The organism is Micromonospora sp. NPDC048894 (genome assembly GCF_040649765.1).
Lineage (GTDB): Bacteria > Actinomycetota > Actinomycetes > Mycobacteriales > Micromonosporaceae > Micromonospora > Micromonospora antibiotica.
Map to the genome: position 1 here is coordinate 50,314 of NZ_JBEZFY010000015.1, position 25,049 is coordinate 75,362.

The following is a 25,049-nucleotide window of genomic DNA, read 5'->3' on the forward strand; positions in this document are numbered from 1 at the left end:
GATCACGCCGAGGACGGGTGAGCCGGACGTGGCGGCGTGGACGGGCACCGATGGGCGACTGACCGCGTACGCGGGGCATGCTCAGACAGGTCTCCGCAGGCTCGACGAATCGATTCGCCACACCGTACGGTCGGCATCACCGGACCGTCAAGTGATGAACGTCAATGCATATGCCGAGGTGCCGACCAGCGACGGCAGGCGCTGTCGCGTTGGCGGATCGGTGGGCACGCCGAGCCCCGCCAGTGGGCGCTGGTCAGATTGCTCCGGCGAGTTCGGTGAACGCGGAAGCCACCCGTAGAGAGGGCTCGGACTCCTGAAGGGACGGCCGCCTGTCCGGACTGCGCGGCCGTGACGGACCGGGTGCACGGGTATCACCAGTGGAGCCTCGCGGACGTGTCGGTCGATGCCCGGCCAGTGGTGCTCCGGGTACGCGTACGTCACCTGGCATGCCCGACGCAGGGCTGCCCACAGACGTTCCGTGAACAGCTTCCGGCTGTTCTGGAGCGTTACCAGTACCGCACACCCCGGTTGATCTCCCAGGTCGCTACGGTGTTGCGTCATCTGGCTGGCCGGGGCGGCGCTCGCCTGTTGTCAGTCCTGGCGATGGTCGTCATGTCCCGACACACCGCCCTGCCGGCGCTGCTACGCATACCGCCGACTGAGCGGAGGGTGCCCCGCGTGCCGCATCTGCGCCTGGTTGTCGGTGTCGTAGGCGAGTTCCACGAGACCGACGGGCTCGGCCGGCAACTTCGGGTAGAGCGGGGTGAAATCGAAGCCGGAGGCGCTGGTGCGCAGCAGTTCCTGCCCATCGTCGATCGCTTGGGTGAACCGCAGCATATCGGCCCGGTCGCGGTTGATCGAGTCGAGCAGGTCCCGCACCTCGCCGGCCACGCCCTCCCGGATCTTGATGAAGTATCCGCCGCGCAGGGCCGGGTTCGCGCTTGCCTCGACGTGAGAGGGCGGTCCGAGGATGTTCGAGTTGATCTATGGCTTGTATCCGGTTGAAGGGCTTTCGGCAGGTTCGTCGGTGATCGCTACCACTCGATGCGTGGAAGGTGAATCCTGGTCGTGACCGACGGGCGGTAGTGGCGTTAGGTCGGTCATGGGTGATCGAAAGCCGTACCCGAGTGACCTCACCGACGAGCAGTGGGCGCTGATCGGGCCGTTCCTGCGGGCGCGGAAGACCAAGCGGGTCTCGGTGTCGGGCCATCAGGGTGACTACGACCTGCGGGAGATCGTGAACGCGATCTTCTACCAGAACCGGACCGGGTGTCAGTGGGCGTACCTGCCACATGACCTGCCCCCGAAGTCGGCCACCTACTACTACTTCGCTCTCTGGCGCGACGACGGCACCGACCAGACGATCCACGATCTACTGCGCTGCCAGGCTCGGGAGAACGCCGGCCGGGCCGAGGACCCCAGCGCGGTCGTGCTGGACACCCAGTCGATCCGCGCGGCGAACCATGTCCCGGCTGCCACGACCGGCAAGGACGCGGCGAAGAAGGTACCGGGGCGTAAGCGGGGCCTGGCCGTGGACGCCCTGGGTTTGATCATCGCGGTCGTGGTGACCGCGGCGTCGTCCACCGACAACGCCATCGGCGTTCGACTGCTCGACAAGGTCGCCACGCACACCCCGACGGTCACCCGCGCCTTCGTCGACGCCGGGTTCAAACAGGACGTGGCGCTGCACGGCGCCGTGCTGGGAATCGACGTCGAGGTCGTCAAACGATCCGACACCCGGCCCGGGTTCGTGCCGATCCGCAAACGGTGGATCGTGGAGCAGGTCAACGGCACGCTGATGCTGCACCGCCGCCTCGTGCGCGAGTACGAGAGCCGACCGGAATCGGCGGTGTCACGGACGGTGTGGGCATCGACGGCAAACATCGTGCGCCGGCTGACCGGGACCACCACATCCTCCTGGCGACACCGGTGAACCTTCCCACGCTGCTCGACCTGATCGCCGAACACGAGGCCACCGCACGCCAGGCCGCCGACCGGCTCCGCGAGCAGATCACCACACTCACCACCGAACTCACCCGCGTCGAGGGCGAACTGGCCGACCTGAAGACCACCCGCACCACCCTGCGTGCCCTCGCCGCCGCCGAGTTCACCGCCGACGACCCGACGATCGCCAGCGCCCCCTACCAACAGATCCTGGAAGTCCTCACCACCGCCCCGACCGGCATGCGCGCGAAAGGCATCTGCCTCGCGCTCGGCGTCGAGCCCTCACCGAAACACGTCGAAGGCGCCCGCGCGAAGCTGAAACGCATGGTCACCCGCCAGGTCCTGACCGAAGACGAACCCGGAGTGTTCACCCTCGCCCCGAAACGGACCTAATGTTCCGAACCGTCCTCTGATAGGACCGGCCGGCGCAAGATCCCTCACCACGGCCAGGCCGCCGCGACCAGGGCGGACGTAGTTCTCGGCACCCACAGCGTCGACGGGTAGCGGACAAGCGCGTGCTGGCTCTGGTCAAGGCGTTCCTCAAGGCGGCATCCTCACCGAGGTCGGTGGTTGCGCGGACACCCATACCGGAACGCCGCAGGGGTCTTTATGCTCAGCTGAACATAATGAACCCTATGAACAGTGCTGGGTTATGCGCAGCGGTGGTCTGTTGGTCCTGGTGAGGCGGACAGGGGAGGCAGGGTCTTCTCGCGAGATCGTCACAGTGACCTCTTCGGCACAGCCAGCAGAGTATTTGAGTGTTGTCAGCCTGCCCACCGGTGCGGGCCCGGGCCCGCGGCTGTGGCGTGGGTCGTGGACGCGGGCACGCTGAGGACGGCGCGCGCGGCGGCGATGACGAACGATTTCTCCTCGGCGGTGAGTCGGCGTCGCTGATCGAACGACGTTCGAGGGGTGCCGGCGCATCGTTCTGCCGTGGTGCCGGTCTCCGCCGCGGTCAGCACGCCGGCGTGGATGACACCCACGACGCATCGCCCACGCAGTACGGCGGCTTGGTCGGTGCCTCCGCCGATGGCCTTTTGGAGGGTGAGCACGCGTTCGGGAAGGCGCAGTCGCCGCAGCTCGCGGGCCACCGACGGGTCTCCGAACAGCGAGCGCAGCAGCGCGGCGTGCTCGTCGAAGATGTCGACCAGGCGGGCCAGGAGGTCGGTGGTCATCGTTCCCGCGGCGTTGAGGTCGGCGACGAACGCATCGTGTTCGCCCAGCGGGGGTGTCATCAGGGCGTGCAGCAGCTCCTCCTTGGAGGAGAAGTGGTAATACAGGGAACCCTTGGTCATCTGGACCTGCTCGGCGACATCCTGCACTGACGTGCCGGCGTATCCGCGCTCGACGAACAGCCGTCGGGCCACGTCCAGGATCCGCCGGCGGGTCTTCTCCGCCGCACTTCCCACGGTCCGCGCCATTGCCACCTCCCGTACTGCCATCCGAGCCTGGGTGTTGATCCGATGCCAGACCGTGGCCGACCGGCCGTGGCCACGCGCTCAGCAAACCGGCTGTTCCCCGGCGACGCAAACCGCCTGATCGCCGCGTGCGACCGTCCGCCGTCGGAGCGAACGCGGTCTCAGCCAGTTCACAGGAACGTTGGTTACCTTGCGCGCGAACATACCGACCGTTTGATTAAAAAGGGGGTCCGGCATGGCAGGGGTCGCACGCTGGTGTTTTCGTCGACGGCATGTCGTCGTGTTGCTGTGGGTAGCGGTGCTGGTCGGCCTCGGAGCGCTCAGCCAGGCCGCGGGAAGCGCCTACTCCAACAGCTTCTCGCTGCCCGGCACTGATTCCAGTAAGGCACTCGACCTGCTCAGGTCAGCCTTCCCGGCGCAGGCCGGCGACTCCGACACCATCGTGTGGCGGGTGTCCGCCGGGTCAGTCCGCGACCCCCAGGTCCAGCAATCGATCACCGTGATGCTGGACAAGGTCGCCGACGCGCCGTCGGTCGCCGCCGTCAAGAGCCCTTACGTCGCCGGCGGCGCGGCGCAGATCAGCCCGGACGGGCATACCGCGTACGCCACGGTGAACCTGGAAGGACTCGCCTAGGAAGTCCCGAAGGCAGATGTCGAGAACGTGATCTCGTTGGCCGAGTCCGCGCGCACCGATAACGTCGCGGTGGAACTCGGCGGCAACGCGATCCGTCAGGTCAACAAGGTCTCCACCTCGGTGTCGGAGGTCGTCGGTGTCGTCGCCGCGGCGGTGGTGCTGCTCATCGCGTTCGGTTCGTTGCTGTCGATGCTGTTGCCCCTGGTCACCGCGATCGTGTCGCTGTTCGTCAGCATTCTGAGCATCGGCCTGTTGAGCCACGTCGTCACCATGAACGACATCGCGCCGACCCTGGCCGTGCTCATCGGCCTCGGCGTGGGCATCGACTATGCGCTGTTCATCGTCTCCCGGCACCGCAGCGGCCTCAAGGCAGGGCTCACCGCCGAGGAGGCGACGGTACGAGCGCTGAACACCTCGGGCCGAGCCGTCATCTTCGCTGGCCTCACGGTCTGCGTCGCCATGCTCGGCATGCTCGTGCTACAGCTGTCGTTCCTCACCGGCATCGGCATCGCCGCGGCGGTGATGGTACTCATCAGCGTGGCAGCGGCGACGACCCTGCTGCCCGCGATGCTCGGCATCATCGGTCACCGGGTGCTGAGCCGGCGGGAACGGCGCCAACTCGCCGCCGAGGGCCCGCGCGACGTATCCGGCCAGGGCTTCTGGGCCCGCTGGGCCACCTTCGTGCAGCGGCACCCGCGGCTTCTCGCACCGGCCGCGCTGGCCGTCATGGTAGCGCTGATCATCCCGGTCTTCTCGCTGCACCTCGGCTCCTCCGACCAGGGCAACGACCCGGCCGGCACGACCACCCGCAAGGCCTACGACATGCTCGCCACAGGGTTCGGGCCAGGCTTCAACGGGCCGCTACAACTGGTCGCCGCGACCTCCTCCCCCGCCGACCAGCAGGCGCTGGCCGGCCTCGCGAACACCGTCAGCAGGACGCCCGGCGTCGCGGCGGCCATCGCACTGCCGGCACAGCCCGGCGCGAAGCTCGGCATCATCCAGGTCATCCCGACCACCTCACCGCAGGACTCCAAGACCAGTGACCTGATCACACACCTGCGCAAAGACGTCATCCCCGCCGCCGAGGCGGACACCGGGCTGCGCGTGTACGTCGGCGGCCAGACCGCCATCTTCGATGACTTCGCCGACGTCATCACCGCGAAGCTGCCGCTGTTCATCGGTGTCATCGTCGGCCTGGGCTTCCTCCTGATGCTGCTCGCGTTCCGCAGCGTCGTGGTATCGCTGACCGCGGCGGTGATGAACCTGCTCGCGGCCGGTGCCTCGTTCGGTGTGGTGGTCGCGTTCTTCCAGTGGGGGTGGGGCTCCGAGGCGTTCGGAATCGGCAAGGCCGGCCCGGTGGAGGCGTTTCTGCCCGTGATGATGCTCGCCATCCTCTTCGGGCTGTCCATGGACTACCAGGTGTTCCTGGTCAGCCGGATGCACGAGGAGTGGGTGCACACCCGCGACAACCGGCGTGCGGTCACCATCGGTCAGGCCTCCACCGGCCGCATCATCACCGCTGCGGCAACGATCATGATCTGCGTCTTCCTGGCCTTCGTCTTCGGCGGCCAACGGGTCATCGCCGAATTCGGCGTCGGCCTGGCCAGCGCGGTGCTCATCGACGCGTTCGTGCTGCGGACACTACTGGTGCCAGCACTGATGCACCTGCTGGGCAAGGCCAACTGGTGGCTGCCGACATGGATCGACAGGTGGCTCCCACACGTCTCGGTCGAACCGGCCGACGACGCCGCTTCGGCCACCGGTCAGACACCCGCCGCAGACCCGACGCACCAGACGATCCCGGCGGCATCGGCCTAATGCCCCTGAGCCGGTCGTCGGCCTCAACCTCGTCACGCGAAACCGGATCCCGCAGGCGCGACCGAGCGGGATCCATACCGCAACGGCACCGGGCGAGGCCGCCGACGCGCTCGCGGCGGCTGATGACGATCTGCACACCGCCCTCGCAGACCTGCAGGCCCAACTCGCGAAGGGCAACCGGGCGACGTCCGGATCACCGACGACGGCGAGCTGATCATCCCGCCTCTGACGGCTGAGGACGTACCCGCCGAGACCGACGCGCTGCGTGCCGAGCTGGCCGGGATGCTGCCACGGGCGCCGATCGCGTCGGTGCTGGTAGAGGTCGACGCCCGGATCGGGTTCACCGACCACCTGGTGCACGCCGGTGAGAAGTTCGCCCGGCCGGCGGAGCTCAAGCGCAGTCTGATGTACGTGGTCATCGCGGAGGCCACGAACCTGGGCCTGTCCGCGATGGAAGAGTCGTACGACGTGCTCGCCTGGACCGCCGAGTGGTACCTCCGGCCGGAGGCCCTGGAGGCAGCTAACGCCACGGTGGTCAACTACCACCATCGGCTGCCGCTGACCCGGGCGTCCGGCTCGGGCACCCTGTCGTCCTCGGGCGGGCAGCGGTCCCGGTCAAGGGCAAGAGCATCACCGCCCGGCACCTGCCGCAGTACCTCGTCCACGGGCAGGGCATCTCCACCTACACCCACGTTTCCGACCAGCACTCGACCTACGACACGAAGGTGATCCTGGCGCACATCTGGCCGACCTACCACGAGAACGGCACTTCTACGGCACCGACTCCGTCGACATCGACGGCGAACTCTCCCAGCTCGACGCCGACGGCTACCGGCCGCTGCGCCTGGCCCAGGTTGCCACGGCAAGTGGCTGACCGGACTCCGGTGACGGACGATGCCCGCCGACTGGTAAGTCGGCGGGCATCGGTGTGCCGGTGGGGCGCTCACGCGCAGCAGCTGCCGCGGGCCGACTGGTTGAGGGCTGTCAGGCCGGTAACGGGGCCTGCAGGGTGCCGGGCTGTTCGGTCAGCGCGGCACCCTGCAGGCCGGCGTCATCGCAGCCACGGATTCCGCCCCCGGGGCCCTGCAGAACATGCGCTGCATCTTCCTGGGGCAGCCTCCGTCGTCCCGCCGAGGGGCGTATGCAGATCAACGGCGTGTACTCAGGACGCGGGTTGCTCGCTGGGGAAGAAGACCTTCTCGACCTGGTCGTGGTGGGTGTGCAGCTCCCAGTACAGCGGCGCGATCTCTTCCGGTGCGGTGGCGCCCGGCTGGCGGCCGAGCCACGCACCGATCGCTATGTGACCGACCTGTACTCCTCGAGGAGCGGCGGCGGCGTGCAGACCATGGGCCCAGCTGCGTAGCCACGCCGCGGCCGGGGCGACGTTGCCGAACATGTCGTGACCCATCTCGGGGCGTACGGAGGAGGCGCCGGTGGTGAACAGGATCGTGCCCGAGCCTCGGGCGAGCATCTCCGGCAAGACCTCGTTGACCGCTGCCACGGCGCCGTGCACGTAGAAGTCGAGCTGGATCTGCACGTTGTCGTGGGTCAGCTCGGTGGAGGAAGCCATCGGCAGCGTCAGGTTGGCCGGCGAGTACTCAAGGACATCGATCTGCCCGAATCGCTGCTTGACCGCCGCGAGGCCGGAGACGATCGACGGCCGGTCCAGGACGTCGGCCGCGAAGGCCGCCGCTTCGACGCCTTGGCCGGTCAGTTCGGCCACGACCGCCTCCAGGTTGGCCGGGGTACGCGACAGCAGCGCGACCTGGTGGCCTTGGCTGCCGAAGGTCTGGGCGATGGCGAGCCCCATTCCGGGACCGGCACCCATGATGGCGATGGTCGGCATGACTTCTCCTTCGATGACAACAGCGTTGTGGACAGCGGGTTCGGTCGGGGCCGAGTGCCGCTGGGAGTTGATGAGGCGCAAGAGGAGCAGGCGGGGCACCGCGTACCACTGGCCGATGTCAGTCGCTGATTCGCAGCTCCTGCCGCGCGTATCGCAGGTCCTCGGTCTGAGCGAGGATGAACTGCGCGAGATCGGCCCGGGCGATGCGCGAGCCGACCCGGTCCCCGGATCCGGTCCTGGTGCGCACCTTGACCCTGCCCGATCCCGGCTGGTCGTTGGGTGCGGTGACGACCACGATGGCCCAGTCCGAATCCGAGCCACGAACGGCCTCACCCACCTGAACCGTCTCGTTGACCATGGAGCGGGTAGCGGGCAGCAGCCCGAACAGGGCGAAGCTCGCGCTGCGCAACGCCCGCAGCAGGGGATTGCGGGGAATCACGATGCTCGGCCCCCAGTTGTAGACGAGCCTGAGGGCCCGGTGTGCGCGCATCGCGGCCAGGATAGTGCCCGTTCCCGACGCGAGAGGCACCTCCCGTGGCCCGCCGAGGATCTTGGGGCTGAGGGAGGCGAGGACGGCGTCAGCGCCGCGGGCGGCGTCGGCGACGACCACCTCGTTGGTCAACTCGCCCTGCGCGACCCGCAGCCGGTCGTGGCGCAGGGCGAGCTTCGCCGGATTGCGCATCAATGCCACCATATCGGGCCAGACCGCGAGCGCCTGCTCGACCAGATGCACGCCGGTGTGGCCGCTCGCGCCGAAGATGGCCAGTTTCATCAAATCTCCCCAAGCCTGGTCCGCGCCGAGTCGCGACACAGCGTGACAAAATGAGGCCGCCCTCATGTTGAGCTTAGCACGAAAGTCGAGGTACCCCTCAAATTGATAGACTGTGGGGTATGCCCCCTGACCGTGCACCAGCCGCGACCCCGGTCTCCGCGCCCGCCCGCCCGCTGCGCCGCGATGCCCAGCGCAATCGCGAGTCGCTACTGGCCGCCGCCCGGGCCACGTTCGCCGAGCAGGGGATGCAGGCGTCGCTGGAGCAGGTCGCCAAGCGTGCAGGGGTGGCCATCGGCACCCTCTACAACCACTTCCCCGCCCGGCTGGACCTGGTGCAAGAGGTATTCGCCGGCAAACTCGCGACCTGGATCGCCGCAGCCGAACAAGCCCTGAGCATGGACGACGCGTGGGAAGGGCTCCGCCTGTTCCTGGAAACCATGTGCGAACTGCAGGCCCGCGACCGCGGCTTCAACGACTTCGCCTCGATCCGGCTGCCAGAGGATGCCTGCCTGGCCGGCCAGCAGACCCGCGTCCACGACCTCGGTGTACGCATCGTCGAACGGGCGCGAGAACAGGGCCGCCTACGAGCCGACCTGGTACCCGAGGACCTCGCCTTCGTCATCTGGTCCCACAGCCGGATCATCGAGGCGACCGACGGGATCGCCCCGCACGCCTGGCGCCGCCACCTGTACCTGATGCTCGACGGGTTCCGCGCTGAGCGCGCCCGCCCGCTCCCCGAACCGCCCCTGACTCCCGGACAGCTCTACCGCGCCATGCTGCGCCTCGGCGGCGGCGACAACAGCACCGACTGACTGCCCGGGACGCCGAGCTGGCGTGTCCCCGTGCAGCTACGCCGCCGGCATGTCCCCTGTCCGGCAACTACATCGCCGGCGACGCCGCTGACCAGCAGCCCGAACGGCTCCACCGACGGTGCCGGTTCCGCGTCGACCATGGCGAACTCCGCTGTGGCCGGCAGGTAGCCGGCAAGGACCACCTGCTGCCCGCCGGTCGTCGAGCGTAGCCGTACGGCGGTCGCGTCAGAATCCGAGTGCTTACCGCCGTGTGTATCACGGCATCGACGACCACATGGCCAAGGTGCGGCAACAGCACACCCAGGCCGGCCGCCGCGTTGATCAGAGTCCACAGCCAGCCAAACGATCACGACCAACTGCTAGTGCCTTGACCACGAACGTTCACGGTGTTGGTTGACACGCCGTCCGGCCTGCTGGTCGGGCGGCGTCGTGGGGGTCAGGCTGTGGCGGTGGCAGATCCTGTACGCGTGCGGCGGCTGAGTGACCTGGAGGGTCAGCAGCTGCTCAGAATCACCCGCCGGGGCACCGGTTCACCGATCCGACTGCGGCGAGCGATGGTCGTGCTCGCGTCCGCTGGTGGGAACACGGTGCCGGCGATCGCCCGTCTCGTGCAAGCCGATGAGGACACGATCCGGCAGGTCGTCCACCGGTTCAACGAGATGGGGATGGCCAGCCTGGACCCTCAGTGGGCGGGTGGCCGTCCCCGCCAGATCAGTCCTGACGAAGAGCAGTTCATCGTCGAGACGGCCAACACCCGCCCCGAGAAGCTGGGGCGACCGTTCACCCGTTGGAGCATCCGCAAGCTCGCCGATCACCTGCGCGTCCACTCCGCTCGACGGGTCCGGATCGAGCGGGAACGGCTGCGGCAGATCCTGCACCGACACCGGATCACCTTCCAACGGACCAAGACGTGGAAGGAGTCCATCGATCCGCACCGGGACGCCAAACTGGCCCGGATCGAGTACGTGAGTACCTGTTTCCCGCAGCGGGTGTTCGCGTTCGACGAGTTCGGGCCCCTGGTGATCCGTCCGCAGGCCGGCGCAGGTTGGGCACCGGCGGGGCACCCGCACCGGTTGCCCGCGAACTACCACAAGCTGCACGGCGTCCGGCAGTTCCACGGCTGCTACTCAGTCGGTGACGACCAGCTCTGGGGTGTCGTCCGGCGGCGAAAGAGCGCCGGCAACACCCTGGCGGCGCTCAAGTCGATCCGGGCCTCTCGACCCGACGGGGCACCGATCTACGTGATCCTGGACAACCTGTCCGCGCACAAAGGGCTCAAGATCCGCAGGTGGGCCGCCCGGAGCAAGGTCGAACTCTGCTTCACCCCGACCTACGCCTCCTGGGCCAACCCGATCGAAGCCCAGTTCGGGCCGCTACGCACCTTCGTCATCGCCGGCTCGAACCACCCCAACCACACCGTCCTGGCGCGTCGGCTACAGACCTACCTGCGGTGGCGCAACGCCAACGCCCGCCACCCCGACGTTCTCGCCGCCCAACGCCGCGAACGCGCCCGAATCCGCAGCGAACGACAACGACGATGGGGCCAACCCACCACCCACGCAGCCTGACCCCAACACCCTGAACGTTCGTGGTCACGGCACTAGCGGGTGGGGTTGGCCGGTGAGGGCGACCAGGGCGGTGGCGACGGCGTGGAGGTCGGCTTTGATGTAGGTGGTGGTGGCGGGTCCGCGGCTGTCGGTGTGGCCGGCGTAGGCGCGGGCTATCCCGTAGCCGAAGCGCCGTTCGACCCAGGTGAGGGTGGTGTGGCGTAGCCAGTGGGTGGAGATGCCCTGCGCGGCGACCCACGGGAGCTGACGCCCGATGCGTTTCCACAGCAGGTCGTAGCGGCGGTAGCTGGCGGGTTGGCCGTTGCGGTAGCGCAGGAGCTTGTCGGTGGGCGCGACGGCGCCGCGGGCGTTGGCGTGATCGAGGAGGCGTTCGGCGAGCATCGGGGTGATGGGTTGCCACCGTTGGGTGCCGCCCTTTTCGGTGAGCCGGATCAGGGCGTGGTCGGTATCGAGGTCGATCAGGCGCAGCGCCAAGGCACCTCCGCGGCGGCAGGCGGTTTCGGTGTGCAGGCGCAGCAGCAGGGCGTCGAGGATGATGTCGTTGCCGCCGCTGCGGGCGGCGCGGTTGATCTCCTCCAGTTCTATCGGGGTGAGGGCGCGGCGGGTGTTGGGCAGCCGGCGGGGCTTGCGCACCCGGTGGGCGGGGCTGTCTACGGCCGTGATGTAGCCGTCGGCGATAGCCCGGGTGTAGAAGGCGCGGGCGGCGGCGACGAAATGCTCGCCGGCGTGCCGACCGTGACGGGAGTTGCGGCGGGAGCGGGCGCCGGCGGTGGCCTGGCGCATGAGGGCTTCGATGTCGCTTGCGGTGACCGTATCGAGGCGGCGGTCGCCGAGGGTCGCGGCCATGCGGTTCCAGTAGCTTCGGTAGCCGCGCCGGGTGCCGGGGCTCGCCGCCGCTTCGACGCGGGGCAGGTATTCGGCGATTGTCGGCACCGCGCGGCTGGTGGTGTCGGTGAGGTCGGCGGCGGTGAGGCCGAGATGGTCGAGCCGCGCTCGGGCGATGGTGATGCGGTCGGGGTCAGCGCTCATCGAGTGCTCCGAGGATGTGGGCGTGCAGGTCGGCCAGGAGCGTGGTGATGGTGTTTGAGGGGTGCACGACGATCAGGTCTCGGCCGCGGAAGGCGGCCAGGAGCACCGGTTGACCGGGAGTGATGCCGCACAGGTGGCGGGCGGCGGCCGGCAGGGGAAGCTCTTCACGGGCGCCCACGACGTGCTCCCCGTCAACGGCAGGGGCGATGAGCAGCGCGGCGTGCACGACGTCGACGCGCAGGGCGAGGCCAGGCGTCCAACCCAGGGCGCGCAGCAGCGGGCGGGCGGTCACCCGACCCGCGGAATCGGGGCGGGCGACGTCGAACAACACCCCGCCGGAGGTCTGGTCAGCGGGCGGCGGCAGGGTCGGCATGGGTGCCGGCTGCGGCGGCGCGACCGGCAGTGGGGTGGGCACGAGCGCCTCGACGAGCTGCTCGTCGTGCCAGCGGGGAGGGAGCGGTCGGCGGCTCACGGCCGTTCCCGCCAATGTGGCCGCGCCAGTGTCAGCGCAGGCGGGGGCGTCCCCCGAGGTTCGTCATGAGCATGGATGCTGCTGGTGGTGATCCGCTGCCCCGCCGTTGCCGGTCGATCTTGCGCGAATCTCCACGAAAACTGGTGTCCGAGGGGGGATGAGCCCCCACGCGAAGCATCCCTGCACACGGTAGGTGTGCATGCAGCAAAGGCTACCGGTCGTATACCCCATGACGGAACCCCTCGGTTCCAGCACGCGCTTCCGCGATGCGGAGGATCCCGAGGTCACACAGCCTGGTCGGCGCGGCCACTAAAGGACGTCTCGTAACTCGGTGAAGGCTTTGCCCGGCACCGGTGCTGGGTCACCCCGTGAGGATGATGTTGTGGAAAGGTCTTCATGCGGGCCAGGGCGTGTTCGACCTGGGCGCGGACGGTGCGGTGTTGCCTGTTCAGCTCCTTCTGCCAATCGGGTAGCTCGCTGCCGTCGGCGGGCTTGCGGTACGGGATGATCACCTCCGGGTTGCCGCGGTAGGCGCCGTCGGCCATGACCGGCCTTCCGGTCAGTTTCTGGTTGATGCCGGAGGTGCGGTAGACGATGGTGTCGTTGCGGTTGCCGGGTTGTGGATCGCCGAGAGCCACGACGAGGCGGGTGTGGGCGTCGATAGCGACCTGCAGGTTCGTGCTGTAGCGGTAGTTCTTGCTCGGGGCGGCCAGACGGTGGTCCCGGGTCGGGACGAGGGTGCCGTCGACGATGGTGATCTGCTCGACCCGACGCCGCCGCCCCGGAGTGAGAGCGAGCAGAGGGCCGAGGGTGTCGATGACCCGGTGCGCGGCGGAGTGCGACACCCCGAACAGCGGACCGATCTGCCGCATCGTCAGGTTCGTGCGCCAGTATGCGGCCACCAGCAACACCCGGTCGGCGAGGTCGAGAGACCACTGCCGGCCCGGCCGACCATCAGCGATCGCATCACCACCACGCTCGGCGACCAACCTGACCAGTCTGCGGAACTGGGCGGGCTGCAGCCCCGTGAACGGGAAGATCCACTCCTGGCGGGCCGCTGAGATTACCTGCACCCCAACATGATCCACCATGGACCGAACGCCGAGTTACGAGACGTCCTTTAGGGCCGCTTCGCGCAGCAGAGCGACAAGGACTAACCCCACGGAAGGCAGGGACCGGAGCCTGCACAACAAGAGGTTCGCCACTGCGACATGCACCCGCGGCCGGCGTGACCAGGGACGCGCTCGGACGCAGCAACGGGCCGTCGGACAGGACCGGACGTGAGGGATGCTCGTCGCACGAGCACCCACCGAGCACCCAACCGACCACAAGGGACGGAAAAGCGAAGGGGCCTGACTGCCATTTCGGCAGGTCAGACCCCTTATAATCTTGTGCGCCCGAAGGGACTCGAACCCCTAACCTTCTGATCCGTAGCCGCCGGAGGCGAGAGGTTCCCGGGTGGCACCTCGGGCGAACCGGTTCAGACCAGGTCACGGTGTTCAGGCGCGCAGGTAGGCGAGGACGGCGAGCACGCGACGGTGCCCGTCGGTGGCGACCGGGAGTTCGAGTTTGTTGAAGATGCCGCCGATGTGCTTGTTCACCGCGGCATCGCTGACGCGCAGCTTCGCCCCGATGTAGGCGTTCGAGCGGCCCTCCGCCATGAGGGCCAGAACCTCCTGCTCACGGGGGCTGAGCCGCTCAAGCGGATCCTGCCGGCGGCGGATGAGCTGGCGGACCACGGCCGGGTCGACCACCGTCTCGCCGGCCGCCACCTGGTCCACCGCACTCATGAAGTCGGCGACCGCGCCGACCCGGTCCTTGAGCAGGTACCCCACCCCGGCCCCGTCGCCGGAGTCGAGCAGTTTGGCGGCGTACGACTGCTCCACGTATTGGCTGAGCACCAGCACCGGCAGGCCGGGCAAGGCATCGCGGAGCGCCACAGCAGCACGCAATCCGTCATCGGAGTGGTGCGGCGGCATCCGCACGTCGGTGATCAACAGGTCGGGTTGGTCCGCGTGCACCGCCTCCACCACGGCATCGGCGTCAGCGACCGCCGCGATGGTCTCGTGACCGAAACGGCTCAGTATGCCGACGAGGCCTTCCCGCAGCAGAGACGAGTCCTCGGCGACGACTATACGAAGGGGCACGGTATCTCCACGTGGATGATGGTGGGGCCGCCAGGCGGGCTGGAGACGCGCATGCGGCCGTCGAGGACGCCGACCCGGTCGGCGAGACCGGTCATTCCGGTTCCGCCACCCTGGTAGGCGCCACCGACGCCGTTGTCGGTGATCTGTAGGGTCAGCACGTCGGCATGGTGCCGCCCGGTGATCCGGGCCTTGGTCGCGCCGCTGTGCTTGGCGATGTTAGTCATCGCCTCGGTGACCACGTAGTACGCGGCCAGCTCGACGGATTGCGGCAGCCGGGCCGGCAGCTGCACGTCGACGGTCACCGGAATCGTGAACCGGCTGGTATTTTCCTCGATCGCGGCGACCAGGCCGTTGTCCGCGAGCACCTGCGGGTTGAGCCCGTGCACCAGGTCGCGCAGCTCCGCCAGGGCAATCGACAGCTGCTCCTGCGCCTCGCCGATCCGCCGGTGCAACGGGGAGTCCGGCTCGGTGTCCAGCTGCATCACCCCGAGCCGCATGCTGAGCGACACGAGCCGTTGCTGGGCGCCGTCATGCAGATCGCGCTCGATGCGGGCACGTTCCGCCTCGAACGCGCCGACCAGCCGGGCCCGGGACCGACTCACCTCGGTGAGCTGCTCACCGAGCTCCTGGTCGCGCGGCGACAGGATGATCCGGGTGAGCGCGGCGCGCGCGCCGGCCCACGCGGTGATGGAGTACGGCCACGCCGACAGCAGCAGTACACCGATGATCGCCCACGGCCACACCGCCGGATCCTGAACCGCGGCCTGGATGCAGATCCACGGCAGCGCGAACGCGAACGCCAGCACCACAAGGTCCAGCCAGCACAGGGCGGTGGTGGAGATGACGGTGAAAGCGAGCTCGCGCCACGTCGCCGGCTCGGTCAGCCGGGTCCGCAGCCAGGCTCGGAAACCGGGGGCGGCCGGCGCCTGGTGAGGGTCGTCGGTGCGGTCCATGTCCACCAGCCGCATCCGCCAGCGCTCCAGGCGGGCCACGGCGAGGCCGGACAGGGCGGTCGCGAGCAACAGCACCAGCCCGACCAGGATGACGAGAGAGATCACGCCGGCCGCGATCAACACGGCCAGGATCCCGAGAGTCACCGCACCGAGCAGGACACCGGAGATCAGGTACGCGAGAGCGCGCCACGGCCAGGAGGTGAACAGGAATCCGAATGGGCGCTGGGCCATCGCTTGCCACGCTGTCCGGGTTTGCACTCCACGACCGTAGGACATCCCGCATGGGCCGCACAGTAGAGCGGACTCTACCTGCAGAACTACAGTCCGGGTCAATGTGCGGGAGCCGGTCGGTGGGGTCTGATGATTGGCATGACGACGACGCATATGACCTCCGTTACGACGGCGGTTGAACTCAACTCCGTCCGCAAGGTCTACGGATCCGGCAACCAGGCCGTGACTGCGCTCGACGACGTCTCCATCGCCTTCCCCCGTGGCACCTTCACTGCTGTCATGGGCCCCTCCGGCTCGGGCAAGTCCACGCTGCTGCAGTGCGCGGCGGGGCTCGACCAGCCGACCTCCGGGCAGATCCTGGTAGCCGGGCAAGACGTCGGCGCGATGGACGAGAATCGCCGCACGATCCTGCGCCGCGACCACATCGGCTTCGTCTTCCAGGCCTTCAACCTGGTCGCCTCGCTGACGGCCGCGCAGAACGTGGAGCTGCCGATGCGTTTCGCCGGCAAGCGGCCCGACCCGGCCGCGGTGCGCGCCGCGCTGACCCAGGTCGGCCTCGGCGAGCGCACCGGGCACAAGCCCAGCCAGCTCTCCGGGGGGCAGCAGCAGCGGGTGGCCCTGGCCCGCGCGCTGATCACCCGCCCCGACGTGCTCTTTGCCGACGAGCCGACCGGCGCTCTCGACACCACCACCTCCGGTGAGGTGCTGACCCTGCTCCGCACGCTCGTCGACAACGAACAGCAGACCACGATCATGGTGACCCACGATCCGGTCGCCGCCTCGTACGCCGATGTCGTGGTCTTCCTCAAGGACGGGCGGATCGCCGATCGGGTGACGCTGCGCCGGGGCGACCCGGCCAACCCCCAGCTCATCGCCGCCCATATGACCCGGCTGGAGAACTGATCATGCTCGCACTCGCCAACATCCGCGAACGCTGGCGCTCCTTCGTCGCCGCCTTCCTCGCGGTCGCCTTCGGTGTCGCCCTCATCGGCGTCACACTAATCGTCTACGACTCGGCACGCCCGCAGGTCCAGTCACGCTATGGGGCGGCGCCGGTGCTGGTCATCCCCCACCAGGCCGCGAACGAGAGCGGCACCCCCAAGGATCCGATCCCGTGGAGCGAAACGGACGCGGCGGCCCTCGCCGGCAGGCTCGGCGGGATCGCTGGAGTCCACGGAACCGTGATCGACCGGTCCTTCTACTCCCAGGCGTTCCGCAACGGACAGCCGGTCCACGACGACGCGGCCGAGGACGCCGGGCACGGCTGGTCCAGCACTCTGCTAGCACCGTACAAGCTGGTGGCCGGCACCGCGCCGCAGACTGCCGACCAGGTCGCGGTGGACGCGTCACTGAACGTCGAGCCCGGCGACAAACTCCAGGTCAACCTGGCCTCCGGGCTGCGAGAGCTGACCGTGTCGGGCACGGTCGACGGGCCCGGCTTCTTCTACACAGACACGGCCGCCGCGCAGCTCGATCCGGGTGTGCGGGCGATCGCCCCGCTGCTGGACGACCCAGGTAGGGCCGGCGTCGTGGCGAACCAGGCCGGCACCGTGACCGGCGACGCGGGCACGGTCCTCACCGGTGACGCCCGGTCCGCGCTGGAGCCGCAGTTCGTGGCGCACAAGCGCTTCCTCGGCACCCAACTGATCGCGGCGATGGCCCTCCTCGGCCTGTTCGTGACGGTGTTCGTGGTGGCCGCCACCCTGGCGCTGGCGACCGCTCAGCGGCGGCGTGAGATCGGCCTGCTGCGCACCATCGGCGCCCAGCCCAAGCAGATCCGCCGGATGATCCTCGGCGAGGCGGCCGGGGTCGGCCTGGCCGGCTCGCTGGCCGGCTCGGTGCTGGCGGTGGCGGCCGCGCCGCTGATGAAGGCGATCCTGGTGAGCCTGGACGTGACCGCTCCCGGCTTCGCGATCTCGGTGTCCGCCTGGCCGCTGCTGACCGCGACGCTGATCGGCGTCGGGGTGGCCGTGGTCGGTTCCTGGGCGGCGAGCCGACTGGCCGCGAAGGTGGCTCCGCTTGAGGCGCTCCTGGACGCCCAGTCCGAGAAGCGCGCGATGACGCCGGCCCGGTGGCTCACCGGAGCCGGGACGCTGGGCCTCGGCGCGCTGCTGGCGGTGATGACCGCGGTCTCCGGTGCGGACGACCGGATCAACATGGCGATGGGCGCGGCGATGTGCTTCATCGTGGCGGCGGCGCTGCTCGCTCCGGTCCTCATCGGCCCGGTGGTCCGGCTGGTCACCGCGCCGCTGACCCGGCGGTCCGCCTCGGCCGGCCCGATGTTGATCCGTTCCGAGCTGCTCAACGCGACCCGCCGGGCGGCCTCGACGGCGGCGCCGATCATCGCGGCAGTCGGGTTCGCGGTGCTGATCAGCGGCATGGTGGAGACGATGCGGATGGCGTACCCGGCCGGGGAGACGAAGAAGCTGGCCGGCCAGGTCCTGATAGCACCGGAAGGCACACCGGGTCTGAGCGACCAGGTGGTGACGCAGAACCCGGTGGGCAAGGCGGCACTGCCGACCCGGATCTTCCTGGACCGTCCGGGCAAGGGCCCGACCGTGATCGACGGGCTCGGCTCACGGGACCCCCTCTGGGACAAGCCGGGCGAGGCCGTGCTGGGTGAGAGCACCGCGAAGATGTTCGGCGTTACCGCCGGCCAGACGGTCACCGTCCGCTTCGTCGACGGCCTGAGCGAGACGGTCAAGGTCTCCCGGGTGCTTCCGGACGATCCGGGTCGCGGCGCCTTCGTGATGTCCCGGGCGCTGGTCCGGCAGCACGACCGCGCGGCGCTCACCGACACCATCTTCATCCCGCAGGCCGACGCTCCGCAGACGGTGGCCGCCGGAGCCGCGCTGCACGACGCGCAGAGCTACGCCCTGGCCGACTACAACACCGACGCCCGCCTCACCACCAGCCTCGCGATGATGCTGATCGTGGTGGCGGTCGGCTACAGCGGCCTGGCGGTGGCGAACAACATGGCGATGGCGGCGTACGGACGCAAGGACGACTTCGCGGTGATGAAGTCGGCCGGTGGCACCATGCGGCAGCTGATGAGGTTCGTGGTCGGCGAGACCACGCTGATCTCCGGGATCGGCATCGCGCTGGGCCTGCTGGTGACGCTCCCGCCGCTGGCCGGCATGGCCTCAGGCCTGTCCCAGGTGACCGGCACGGACGTCACGATCCAGCTCAGCGGAGGCGTGGTCACCGCCGCGATCATCGGCTCGCTGATCATGGCGATCGGCGCGAGCGTCGCGGTCACGTGGCGAGTGCTCCGGCCCCGGGTGGCGGCCGGCTGAGCCGGGATGGGGTCCCGTGGCCAGACCCCCATCCCGAGGAGCCCGAGGACGGCGGACCCCCGCCGCTGTCCTCGGGCTCCGTCGTGTCCACCCATCCGCCTAGACGGATCGACGCTTATAGAAAGCAGGTAGCCCCCGGCGATTCGCTACGGCTTCCACCTATCCGATGGGAGGCGATCAGCATGGTCGTCCGGGGGAGCCAGACGTCCGCGCGATGGCTGCGGCCGTGCAACGACGTCGTGTACCCGACCAGCCACCTCGTATGCCTGCCGCACGCGGGAGGCACCGCTCAGGCGTACCGCAGCTGGCCGGGCCGGCTGCCGGCCGACGTGGCGGTGCACTCCGTCCAGTACCCGGGCCGGCAGGACCGGCTGCGTGAGCCAGCCGCCGAGGCGCTGACCGATCTGGTCGGCCCGATCGCCGACGAGCTGACCGCGCTGCTCGGCTCGCCGTTGACCCTGTTCGGGCACAGCATGGGCGCGATCGTCGCCTACGAGGTGACGCTGGAGCTCCAGCGGCGCCACGGCGCGGTCGTCGACCTGCTGGCCGTCTCCGGCTCCCGGGCCCCAGACCAGCGCGAGCCGGGTGACAAGCACAAGCTCACCGACGCCGCGCTGATCGCGGAGATCAGCCGGGTGAACAGCACGTTCGGTGATCTGCTGGCCGCCCCGGAACTGCTCGAGCTGGTGCTGCCCACGATCCGCGCCGACTACCAGCTGATCGGCGGCTACGACCGTACGGCGGTGGTGCCGGTGCGAGCGCCGATGCTGGCCATGGGTGGTGACGCCGACCCGGACGTCAGCCGCGCCGACCTGCTGCAGTGGTCCCGGTTCAGCAGCGCCGGCTTCGACTCGGCCGTCTTCCCGGGCGGCCACTTCTATCTCGTCGCCGACGAGGCGAGCGTCCTGCGCCGGCTGGCCTGCTCTCTGCCGTCCGGCGCCACCCGCCGGCACCAACGGGTCGCCGTCCAACAGCCGTCGAACAGCTAGGGGTCCGTAACCATGCCCGAATCCCGTACAGTCTCCGCAGTCTTCCGCCAGATAGTCGAGCGCAGGAGCGACCGTCACGCCGTCGCCTACGTCGGCGACCCGTTGGACGACGCCACCATCCGCTGGTGGACTTACGCCGATGTGGATCGCCAGGCCCGGAGCATCGCCGGCTGGCTGACCCAGCAGGCCCCGCCCGGCTCCCGCGTGCTGCTGCTCTACCCGGCCGGTGGTGACTTCGTCACGGCCCTGCTCGGCTGCTTCTACGCCGGCATGGTGGCGGTGCCCTCGTCGATGCCCGGCCGGTACATGCACGACCAGCGCCGGGTGCTCAACATCGCCCGGGACGCCCAGATATCCGGCGTGCTCACCGTCGACGCTGAGCTGGACTCGGTGCGTTCCTGGGCCGAGCAGACCGACCTGGACGCGGCGATCCTGGCCACCGACACGTCCGAGCTGTTCCCGCTCGCGGCGGAGGCGATCCATCCGGTACGGCCGGACAGCGTGGCCGTCCTGCAGTACACCTCCGGGTCCACGTCGGACCCAAAGGGCGTGGTCATCACCCACGAGAACCTGCTGCTCAACGCGGCTTCGGTGCACGAGGGCCTGAACACCGACGAGACCAGTCGGTTCGGCGGCTGGATCCCGAACTACCACGACATGGGCCTGATGGGGCACATCCTGCCGCCCCTTGTGGTCGGCGGTCAGGTCGTGCTGATGAGCCCGGCGACGTTCCTGCGCCGGCCGGTCACCTGGCTGCAGCTGGTCGACCGGTTCGACCTGAAGCTCTCGGCCGGCCCCAGCTTCGCGTACGAGCTGTGCCTCAACCGGGTCACCGACGAGGAGATCGCCGAGCTTGACCTGTCCGGCTGGCAGAACGCCGCCAACGGCTCCGAGCCGGTCAACCCGACGGTGCTGCGCGCCTTCACCGAGCGGTTCGCGGCCGCCGGTTTCCGCGCGGAGAACTTCTCGCCCTGCTACGGCATGGCCGAGGCGACCCTGGTGGTGTCGGCGTTCGCCACCGGCGACCCGGTGGTGCGGCGCTGCGACGCGGCCGCCCTGGCCGAGAACCGGATCGTGCCGGCCGCCGTCGACGGCGAGCACCGCGACCTGGTCAGCTGCGGTGCGCCGGTCGGCATCGACCTGCGGATCGTGGACCCGGCGACCGGAGTGGAACTGCCCGAGGGCCGGGTCGGCGAGATCTGGCTGAACGGTCCCAGCGTCGCGCAGGGCTACTGGCAGAATCCGGCCGCCACCGCGGCGGCCTTCGGCCATCGGGTCGGCGACACCGACGACTTCCTGCGCACCGGCGACCTGGGCACGTTGCTCGACGGCGAGGTCTATGTCACCGGCCGGATCAAAGACATGATCATCGTACGGGGCCGCAACATCTACCCGCACGACGTGGAGCAGGAGCTGCGTCTGCACCACCCGGAGTTGCGCGACCGGGTCGGCGCGGTCTTCACCGTCCCGGCCGGGGACGGCAGCCCCGACGGCCGGCTCATCGTCACGCACGAGGTGCAGAAGTTGCCCGCAGGCCGGGACGCGGCCGACCTGATCGCCGGCATCCGCCAGACGGTGTCCCGGGAGTTCGGCGTCCGGGCGTACGCGGTGCTGCTGATGCGCCGCGGCGCGGTCCGGCGCACCACCAGCGGCAAAATCCAGCGCTCCGCGATGCGCGCACTCTTCCAGACCGGCGAGCTGCAGCCCCTGCACGCCGACGGCTACTCGGCCGAGCGCACCCTGGCCACGATCGGCGGCCTGCGGTGACGCTGGAGAGCCTGGGCCTGGACGAGGTCTCGGCGTTCCCGATCGCCGCCTGCGCCGCGTTGGACGAGGCGGGACTGCCGGCGCACTACGTGCCGGTCCCGCTCGGCGGCCGGCTGGACGGCCTCAGCACCCTGATCGCCCGGTTGCGCGAGACGGCCGCGACCGACCTGACGGTGGCGGTGGCGCACGGCAAGACGTTCCTCGGGGCGGTCTCGGTGTGGCTGGCCGGTGACCCCGCCCAGGCCACCCGGCTGGCCCGGCACGTGCTGGCCGGCGAGGCGGTGGCGTGGGGGCTGACCGAGGAGGGCACCGGCAGCGATCTACTGGCCGGGACGGTGTCGGCCACCCGCACTGCGGAGGGCTGGCGCCTGGACGGCCGGAAGTGGCCGATCAACAACGCCACCCGCGGCCGCTTCATGTGCGTGCTCGCCCGTACCTCCGAGGCCGGCGGCCCGCGCGGCTTCAGTCTCTTCCTGGTCGACAAGCGCGTCATGCCGCCCGGCGCCACCGCACCGATAGCGAAGGTGTCGACCCACGGCATCCGCGGCGCCGACATCAGCGGGCTGGAGTTCACCGCCGCCCCGCTGCCGGCCGACGCTCTGGTGGGCCCGGTCGGGGGCGGCCTGGAGACGGTACTCAAGGCGTTGCAGTGGACCCGGACCGCGTGCAGCGCGCTGTCGCTGGGCGCGGCCGACCACGGCCTTGCCCTGGCCCGGCGCTACCTGTCCGAACGGCGGCTCTACGACCGGCGGCTCGGCGACCTGCCACACGCCCGCGCCGGCGCCGGGGAGGGGGTGGCCCGGCTGTTTCTGGCCGAGGTGGTCGCCACCACCACGGCCCGGGCCGCGCAGGCCGCGCCGGGCGAGCTGAGCGTGCTGGCCGCCATCGCGAAGGCGTTCGTGCCGAGCGTCGTCCACGAGCAGTTGCGGCAGCTCGGCGACCTGCTCGGGGCCCGTGGGTTCCTGATCGGCGTCGAGGGCTACGGCGAGTTCGCCAAACTCGAGCGCGACCACCAGATCGTCGGCATCTTCGACGGCAGCACCTGGGTCAACCGCCGTGCGCTGGTCACCAGCCTGCCGGCGGTGAGCCGGATCCTGGAGCGCGGCGCCGGTCCCGTCGGGCCGCCCGGATGGCTGGACCTGGACACGCCGCTGCCCGCCCTGGACCCGTCGGTGCTGCGACTGACACCGGCCGACGAGTCGATCGTGCGGGCGCTGCCCGGGGTGGTCGCCGGCCTGGAGCGGGACGGCAGCCTGCCGCCGGATGTGCTGGCGGAAGCGCATCGGCTGGTGGCGGCGGCCCGGGCGGTCCAGGACGAACTGCGGACGATCCGGCCCAGCGCCGGGTTGCCGCCGACCGCTGTGATGCGCCTGGCCGAGCGGTACGAGTGGTGCTTCGCGGGCGCCGCCGCGGTGAGCCTGTGGGCGGCCAACCCGCAGCGGCACGCCCTGCCGTGGTGGCAGTCGGGCCTGTGGCTACAGGGTGTCCTGTCGCTGGTGCTCGCGCAGCTCACCGGAGCCCCGGTGGACTATTTCGACCTGCTGGCGGATAGGTTGCTCAGCCCGGACGGGGCGGCGCCCACGCTGCTGACCCGAGGATCGGGGGTGGTCTGATGGCCGCGGACGTCTTCTTGGCTCCGGACATCGACGAGCGGATCGGCGCGCTGGAGAACCTGCTCGGGGATCCGCGCGATCCGGCCAACCCGGTCGGGCACGCGGCGATCCTGGGCGCCGACGAGCGGGCCGAGCTGCTGCCCGCCGGCGAGGAATTGCTCGACGAGTTCGGGCTCAAGGCCGAGATGGTGCCGGCCGAGCTGGGCGGACGCTTCACCCGAGCGGACGACCTGGTGGAGTTGATGCGCTCGCTCTACCGGCGCGATCCGTGCCTGGGCCTGGGCTATGCCTCCAGCACCCTGCTGGGCGCGGTGAACGTGTGGACGGCGGGCTCGGCCGGGCAGCGGGCCGACTTGGCCGAGCTGCTGCTGGCCAACGGGCGGGTGGCAGCGGCATACCACGAGCTGGCGCACGGCAACGACATCGGCGCAATGGAGTTCTCGGCGCTGCCCGGGCCGGCGGGCGGGCTGCTGCTCAACGGGCGCAAGGAGGTCGTGTCGAACCTGCGGCGCGCGGACGCGGTGGTGTTCTTCGCCCGCACCGATCCCGGACCGGGGCGGCGCAGCCACTCGCAGGTCTACGTGCGCAAGTCCGATCTGGATCCGCGCCGCTACACGTATCTGCCCCGCTTCCGCTCGGTCGGGATGCGCGGGGTGGATCTGGGCGGCATCGAGATCCGGGACTGCCCGATCGACGCCGGCTCGGTACTCGGGCCGCCCGGCCGGGGCATGGAGGTGACCACCCGCGCCTACCAGCTGACCCGGACCGCGCTGCCGGCGATGTGCACCGCGCTGCTGGACACCGGTCTGCGCACCGCGCTCGACCACGTCCGATCGCGCACCCTTTACGGTCGCACCGCCGACACCATCCCGATGGTGCGCACCACCCTGGTCAACGCTTTCGTGGATCAGCTGGTCTGCGAGGCGCTGGCGCTGGCGGCGACCCGGGCGCTGCACCTGGCCCCACGGGCCGGCAGCGTCTACGCCCCGGCGGTCAAGTATCTGCTCTCCGGCCTGCTGCTGGACGCCATGCAGCAGCTGGTGCTGGTGATGGGCTCGGAGTTCTATCGGCGCGACGGCGTGAACGCGATCTTCGAGAAGATTGCGCGGGATCTCAAGCCGGTCGGGTTCGGGCACGTCGCCCGGGCGGCCTGCCTGACCAGCCTCATCCCGCAGCTGCCGTTGCTGGCCCGGCGGGGCTGGTGGGCCGCCGAGCCGGCCCCGGACGGCCTGTTCGCCCCGATCGCGGATCTGCCGCCGCTGGACTTCGCCGGGCTGACGATCACTTCCGGCGGCCACGACCCGCTCGCCGGGTCACTGGCCACCGCGTCCGACCGGCTCGGCCCGGACGCGCCGGCCACGCTGCGCCGGCTGGTCGAGCGGCAGGCCGGTGAGCTGGCGACGCTGACCGCACAGTGCGCGGCCCTCGCGCCCGCGGACCTGAGCATCGTCGCGACCGCACGGACCCGGCAGCTGGCGGCCGCGTACGTGACGGCGCTGGCCGCCTCGGCCTGCATCGAGCTTCATCTGCGGCACCGCGCCACCAGCGGTTTCCTCGGTGGCTCCGACTGGCTGGTCGCAGCGCTCACCCGGCTCTCCGCCGCACATTTGCCGGTCACCCGGGACGTGCCCGTCGAGGTGGAGGACGCGCTCCTGACCGAGCTGCGGCGACGGCACGACCAGGGCGCCGGCTTCGGGATCTCGGCCCGTCAACTGCGCTGACAGGTCATCGCACTCACTG

Annotated in this window: 19 protein-coding genes and 4 pseudogenes; 14 read left to right on the top strand and 9 right to left on the bottom strand. The window is 69.9% G+C overall.

Features of this window, described 5'->3' with window-relative positions; translation table 11 throughout:
- Window positions 1-294: 294 nt before the first annotated feature.
- Window positions 295-651 (top strand): annotated as a pseudogene (locus tag AB0C22_RS26155) (transposase family protein); the annotation flags it as partial.
- Here AB0C22_RS26155 and AB0C22_RS26160 read toward each other — a convergent pair.
- Window positions 643-984, bottom strand: a complete 342-nt coding sequence (locus tag AB0C22_RS26160; RefSeq protein WP_357537708.1) for a hypothetical protein — start codon at window positions 982-984, stop codon at window positions 643-645. The pseudogene AB0C22_RS26155 and the gene AB0C22_RS26160 sit on opposite strands and share 9 nt — an antisense overlap.
- A gap of 118 nt (window positions 985-1,102) precedes the next feature.
- Between AB0C22_RS26160 and AB0C22_RS26165 the strand changes: the two genes are divergently transcribed.
- Both AB0C22_RS26165 and AB0C22_RS26170 read left to right on the top strand, forming a co-directional pair.
- A complete protein-coding gene (locus AB0C22_RS26165; protein ID WP_219463508.1) occupies window positions 1,103-1,933 on the top strand; it encodes an IS5 family transposase in 831 nt (276 codons plus the stop codon).
- Complete coding sequence (locus AB0C22_RS26170) at window positions 1,930-2,337, top strand: hypothetical protein (RefSeq protein ID WP_357537621.1); 408 nt, start codon at window positions 1,930-1,932, stop codon at window positions 2,335-2,337. The genes AB0C22_RS26165 and AB0C22_RS26170 overlap by 4 nt, the downstream gene beginning before the upstream one ends.
- Before the next feature lie 371 nt (window positions 2,338-2,708).
- Here the strand turns inward: AB0C22_RS26170 and AB0C22_RS26175 are convergent, their stop codons facing one another.
- The gene (locus AB0C22_RS26175; protein ID WP_357537623.1) at window positions 2,709-3,311 is read right to left on the bottom strand and encodes a helix-turn-helix domain-containing protein; all 603 of its coding nucleotides are present in this window, start codon (window positions 3,309-3,311) and stop codon (window positions 2,709-2,711) included.
- 349 nt (window positions 3,312-3,660) lie between these two features.
- Between AB0C22_RS26175 and AB0C22_RS26180 the strand changes: the two are divergent.
- From AB0C22_RS26180 to AB0C22_RS26190, 3 genes and pseudogenes are all read left to right on the top strand, one after another.
- A pseudogene (locus AB0C22_RS26180) lies at window positions 3,661-4,686 on the top strand (MMPL family transporter); the annotation flags it as partial.
- Between the two features lie 132 nt (window positions 4,687-4,818).
- Window positions 4,819-5,814 (top strand): MMPL family transporter, encoded by a 996-nt coding sequence (locus AB0C22_RS26185; protein WP_357537710.1) that lies wholly within the window; start codon window positions 4,819-4,821, stop codon window positions 5,812-5,814.
- A gap of 94 nt (window positions 5,815-5,908) precedes the next feature.
- Window positions 5,909-6,551: pseudogene (locus AB0C22_RS26190) on the top strand (Tn3 family transposase); the annotation flags it as partial.
- A gap of 425 nt (window positions 6,552-6,976) precedes the next feature.
- Here the strand turns inward: AB0C22_RS26190 and AB0C22_RS26195 are convergent.
- Both AB0C22_RS26195 and AB0C22_RS26200 read right to left on the bottom strand, forming a co-directional pair.
- Window positions 6,977-7,660, bottom strand: a complete 684-nt coding sequence (locus AB0C22_RS26195; protein WP_219463516.1) for an SDR family NAD(P)-dependent oxidoreductase — start codon at window positions 7,658-7,660, stop codon at window positions 6,977-6,979.
- 118 nt (window positions 7,661-7,778) lie between these two features.
- Window positions 7,779-8,432 carry an NAD(P)H-binding protein gene (locus tag AB0C22_RS26200; RefSeq protein WP_219463518.1) on the bottom strand — a complete coding sequence of 218 codons (654 nt, stop codon included), beginning with the start codon at window positions 8,430-8,432 and terminating at the stop codon, window positions 7,779-7,781.
- 119 nt (window positions 8,433-8,551) lie between these two features.
- Here AB0C22_RS26200 and AB0C22_RS26205 point away from each other — a divergent pair, with 119 nt between their 5' ends.
- Window positions 8,552-9,244: a TetR/AcrR family transcriptional regulator gene (locus tag AB0C22_RS26205; RefSeq protein ID WP_255597649.1), complete on the top strand. Its 693-nt coding sequence runs from the start codon at window positions 8,552-8,554 to the stop codon at window positions 9,242-9,244.
- Window positions 9,245-9,693: 449 nt separating this feature from the next.
- Window positions 9,694-10,812: an IS630 family transposase gene (locus AB0C22_RS26210; protein ID WP_357537626.1), complete on the top strand. Its 1,119-nt coding sequence runs from the start codon at window positions 9,694-9,696 to the stop codon at window positions 10,810-10,812.
- A gap of 24 nt (window positions 10,813-10,836) precedes the next feature.
- Here AB0C22_RS26210 and AB0C22_RS26215 read toward each other — a convergent pair whose 3' ends face one another.
- The 5 genes and pseudogenes from AB0C22_RS26215 to AB0C22_RS26235 all read right to left on the bottom strand — a co-directional run bounded on the left by AB0C22_RS26215 (window position 10,837) and on the right by AB0C22_RS26235 (window position 15,644).
- The gene (locus AB0C22_RS26215) at window positions 10,837-11,841 is read right to left on the bottom strand and encodes a site-specific integrase (protein WP_219463522.1); all 1,005 of its coding nucleotides are present in this window, start codon (window positions 11,839-11,841) and stop codon (window positions 10,837-10,839) included.
- Window positions 11,831-12,313, bottom strand: a complete 483-nt coding sequence (locus tag AB0C22_RS26220; protein ID WP_219463524.1) for a hypothetical protein — start codon at window positions 12,311-12,313, stop codon at window positions 11,831-11,833. Before AB0C22_RS26220 ends, AB0C22_RS26215 begins: the two co-directional genes overlap by 11 nt.
- A 386-nt stretch (window positions 12,314-12,699) precedes the next feature.
- Window positions 12,700-13,386: pseudogene (locus tag AB0C22_RS26225) on the bottom strand (transposase family protein); the annotation flags it as partial.
- A gap of 426 nt (window positions 13,387-13,812) precedes the next feature.
- A complete protein-coding gene (locus AB0C22_RS26230; protein ID WP_219470164.1) occupies window positions 13,813-14,448 on the bottom strand; it encodes a response regulator transcription factor in 636 nt (211 codons plus the stop codon).
- Window positions 14,445-15,644: a sensor histidine kinase gene (locus tag AB0C22_RS26235; RefSeq protein ID WP_255597650.1), complete on the bottom strand. Its 1,200-nt coding sequence runs from the start codon at window positions 15,642-15,644 to the stop codon at window positions 14,445-14,447. Before AB0C22_RS26235 ends, AB0C22_RS26230 begins: the two co-directional genes overlap by 4 nt.
- A 153-nt stretch (window positions 15,645-15,797) precedes the next feature.
- Between AB0C22_RS26235 and AB0C22_RS26240 the strand changes: the two genes are divergently transcribed.
- The 6 genes from AB0C22_RS26240 to AB0C22_RS26265 all read left to right on the top strand — a co-directional run bounded on the left by AB0C22_RS26240 (window position 15,798) and on the right by AB0C22_RS26265 (window position 25,030).
- Entirely contained in the window at window positions 15,798-16,547 is a 750-nt protein-coding gene (locus tag AB0C22_RS26240; RefSeq protein ID WP_219470168.1) for an ABC transporter ATP-binding protein, read from the top strand.
- A gap of 2 nt (window positions 16,548-16,549) precedes the next feature.
- Complete coding sequence (locus tag AB0C22_RS26245; RefSeq protein WP_219463526.1) at window positions 16,550-18,940, top strand: FtsX-like permease family protein; 2,391 nt, start codon at window positions 16,550-16,552, stop codon at window positions 18,938-18,940.
- A 239-nt stretch (window positions 18,941-19,179) separates the two neighbouring features.
- Window positions 19,180-19,929 carry an alpha/beta fold hydrolase gene (locus AB0C22_RS26250; RefSeq protein ID WP_357537630.1) on the top strand — a complete coding sequence of 250 codons (750 nt, stop codon included), beginning with the start codon at window positions 19,180-19,182 and terminating at the stop codon, window positions 19,927-19,929.
- Between the two features lie 12 nt (window positions 19,930-19,941).
- On the top strand, window positions 19,942-21,696 hold the full coding sequence (locus AB0C22_RS26255; protein WP_219463530.1) for a fatty acyl-AMP ligase: 1,755 nt from the start codon (window positions 19,942-19,944) through the stop codon (window positions 21,694-21,696).
- Window positions 21,693-23,309, top strand: a complete 1,617-nt coding sequence (locus tag AB0C22_RS26260) for an acyl-CoA dehydrogenase (protein WP_219463531.1) — start codon at window positions 21,693-21,695, stop codon at window positions 23,307-23,309. Before AB0C22_RS26255 ends, AB0C22_RS26260 begins: the two co-directional genes overlap by 4 nt.
- On the top strand, window positions 23,309-25,030 hold the full coding sequence (locus tag AB0C22_RS26265; protein ID WP_357537633.1) for an acyl-CoA dehydrogenase: 1,722 nt from the start codon (window positions 23,309-23,311) through the stop codon (window positions 25,028-25,030). Before AB0C22_RS26260 ends, AB0C22_RS26265 begins: the two co-directional genes overlap by 1 nt.
- Window positions 25,031-25,049 lie beyond the last annotated feature (19 nt).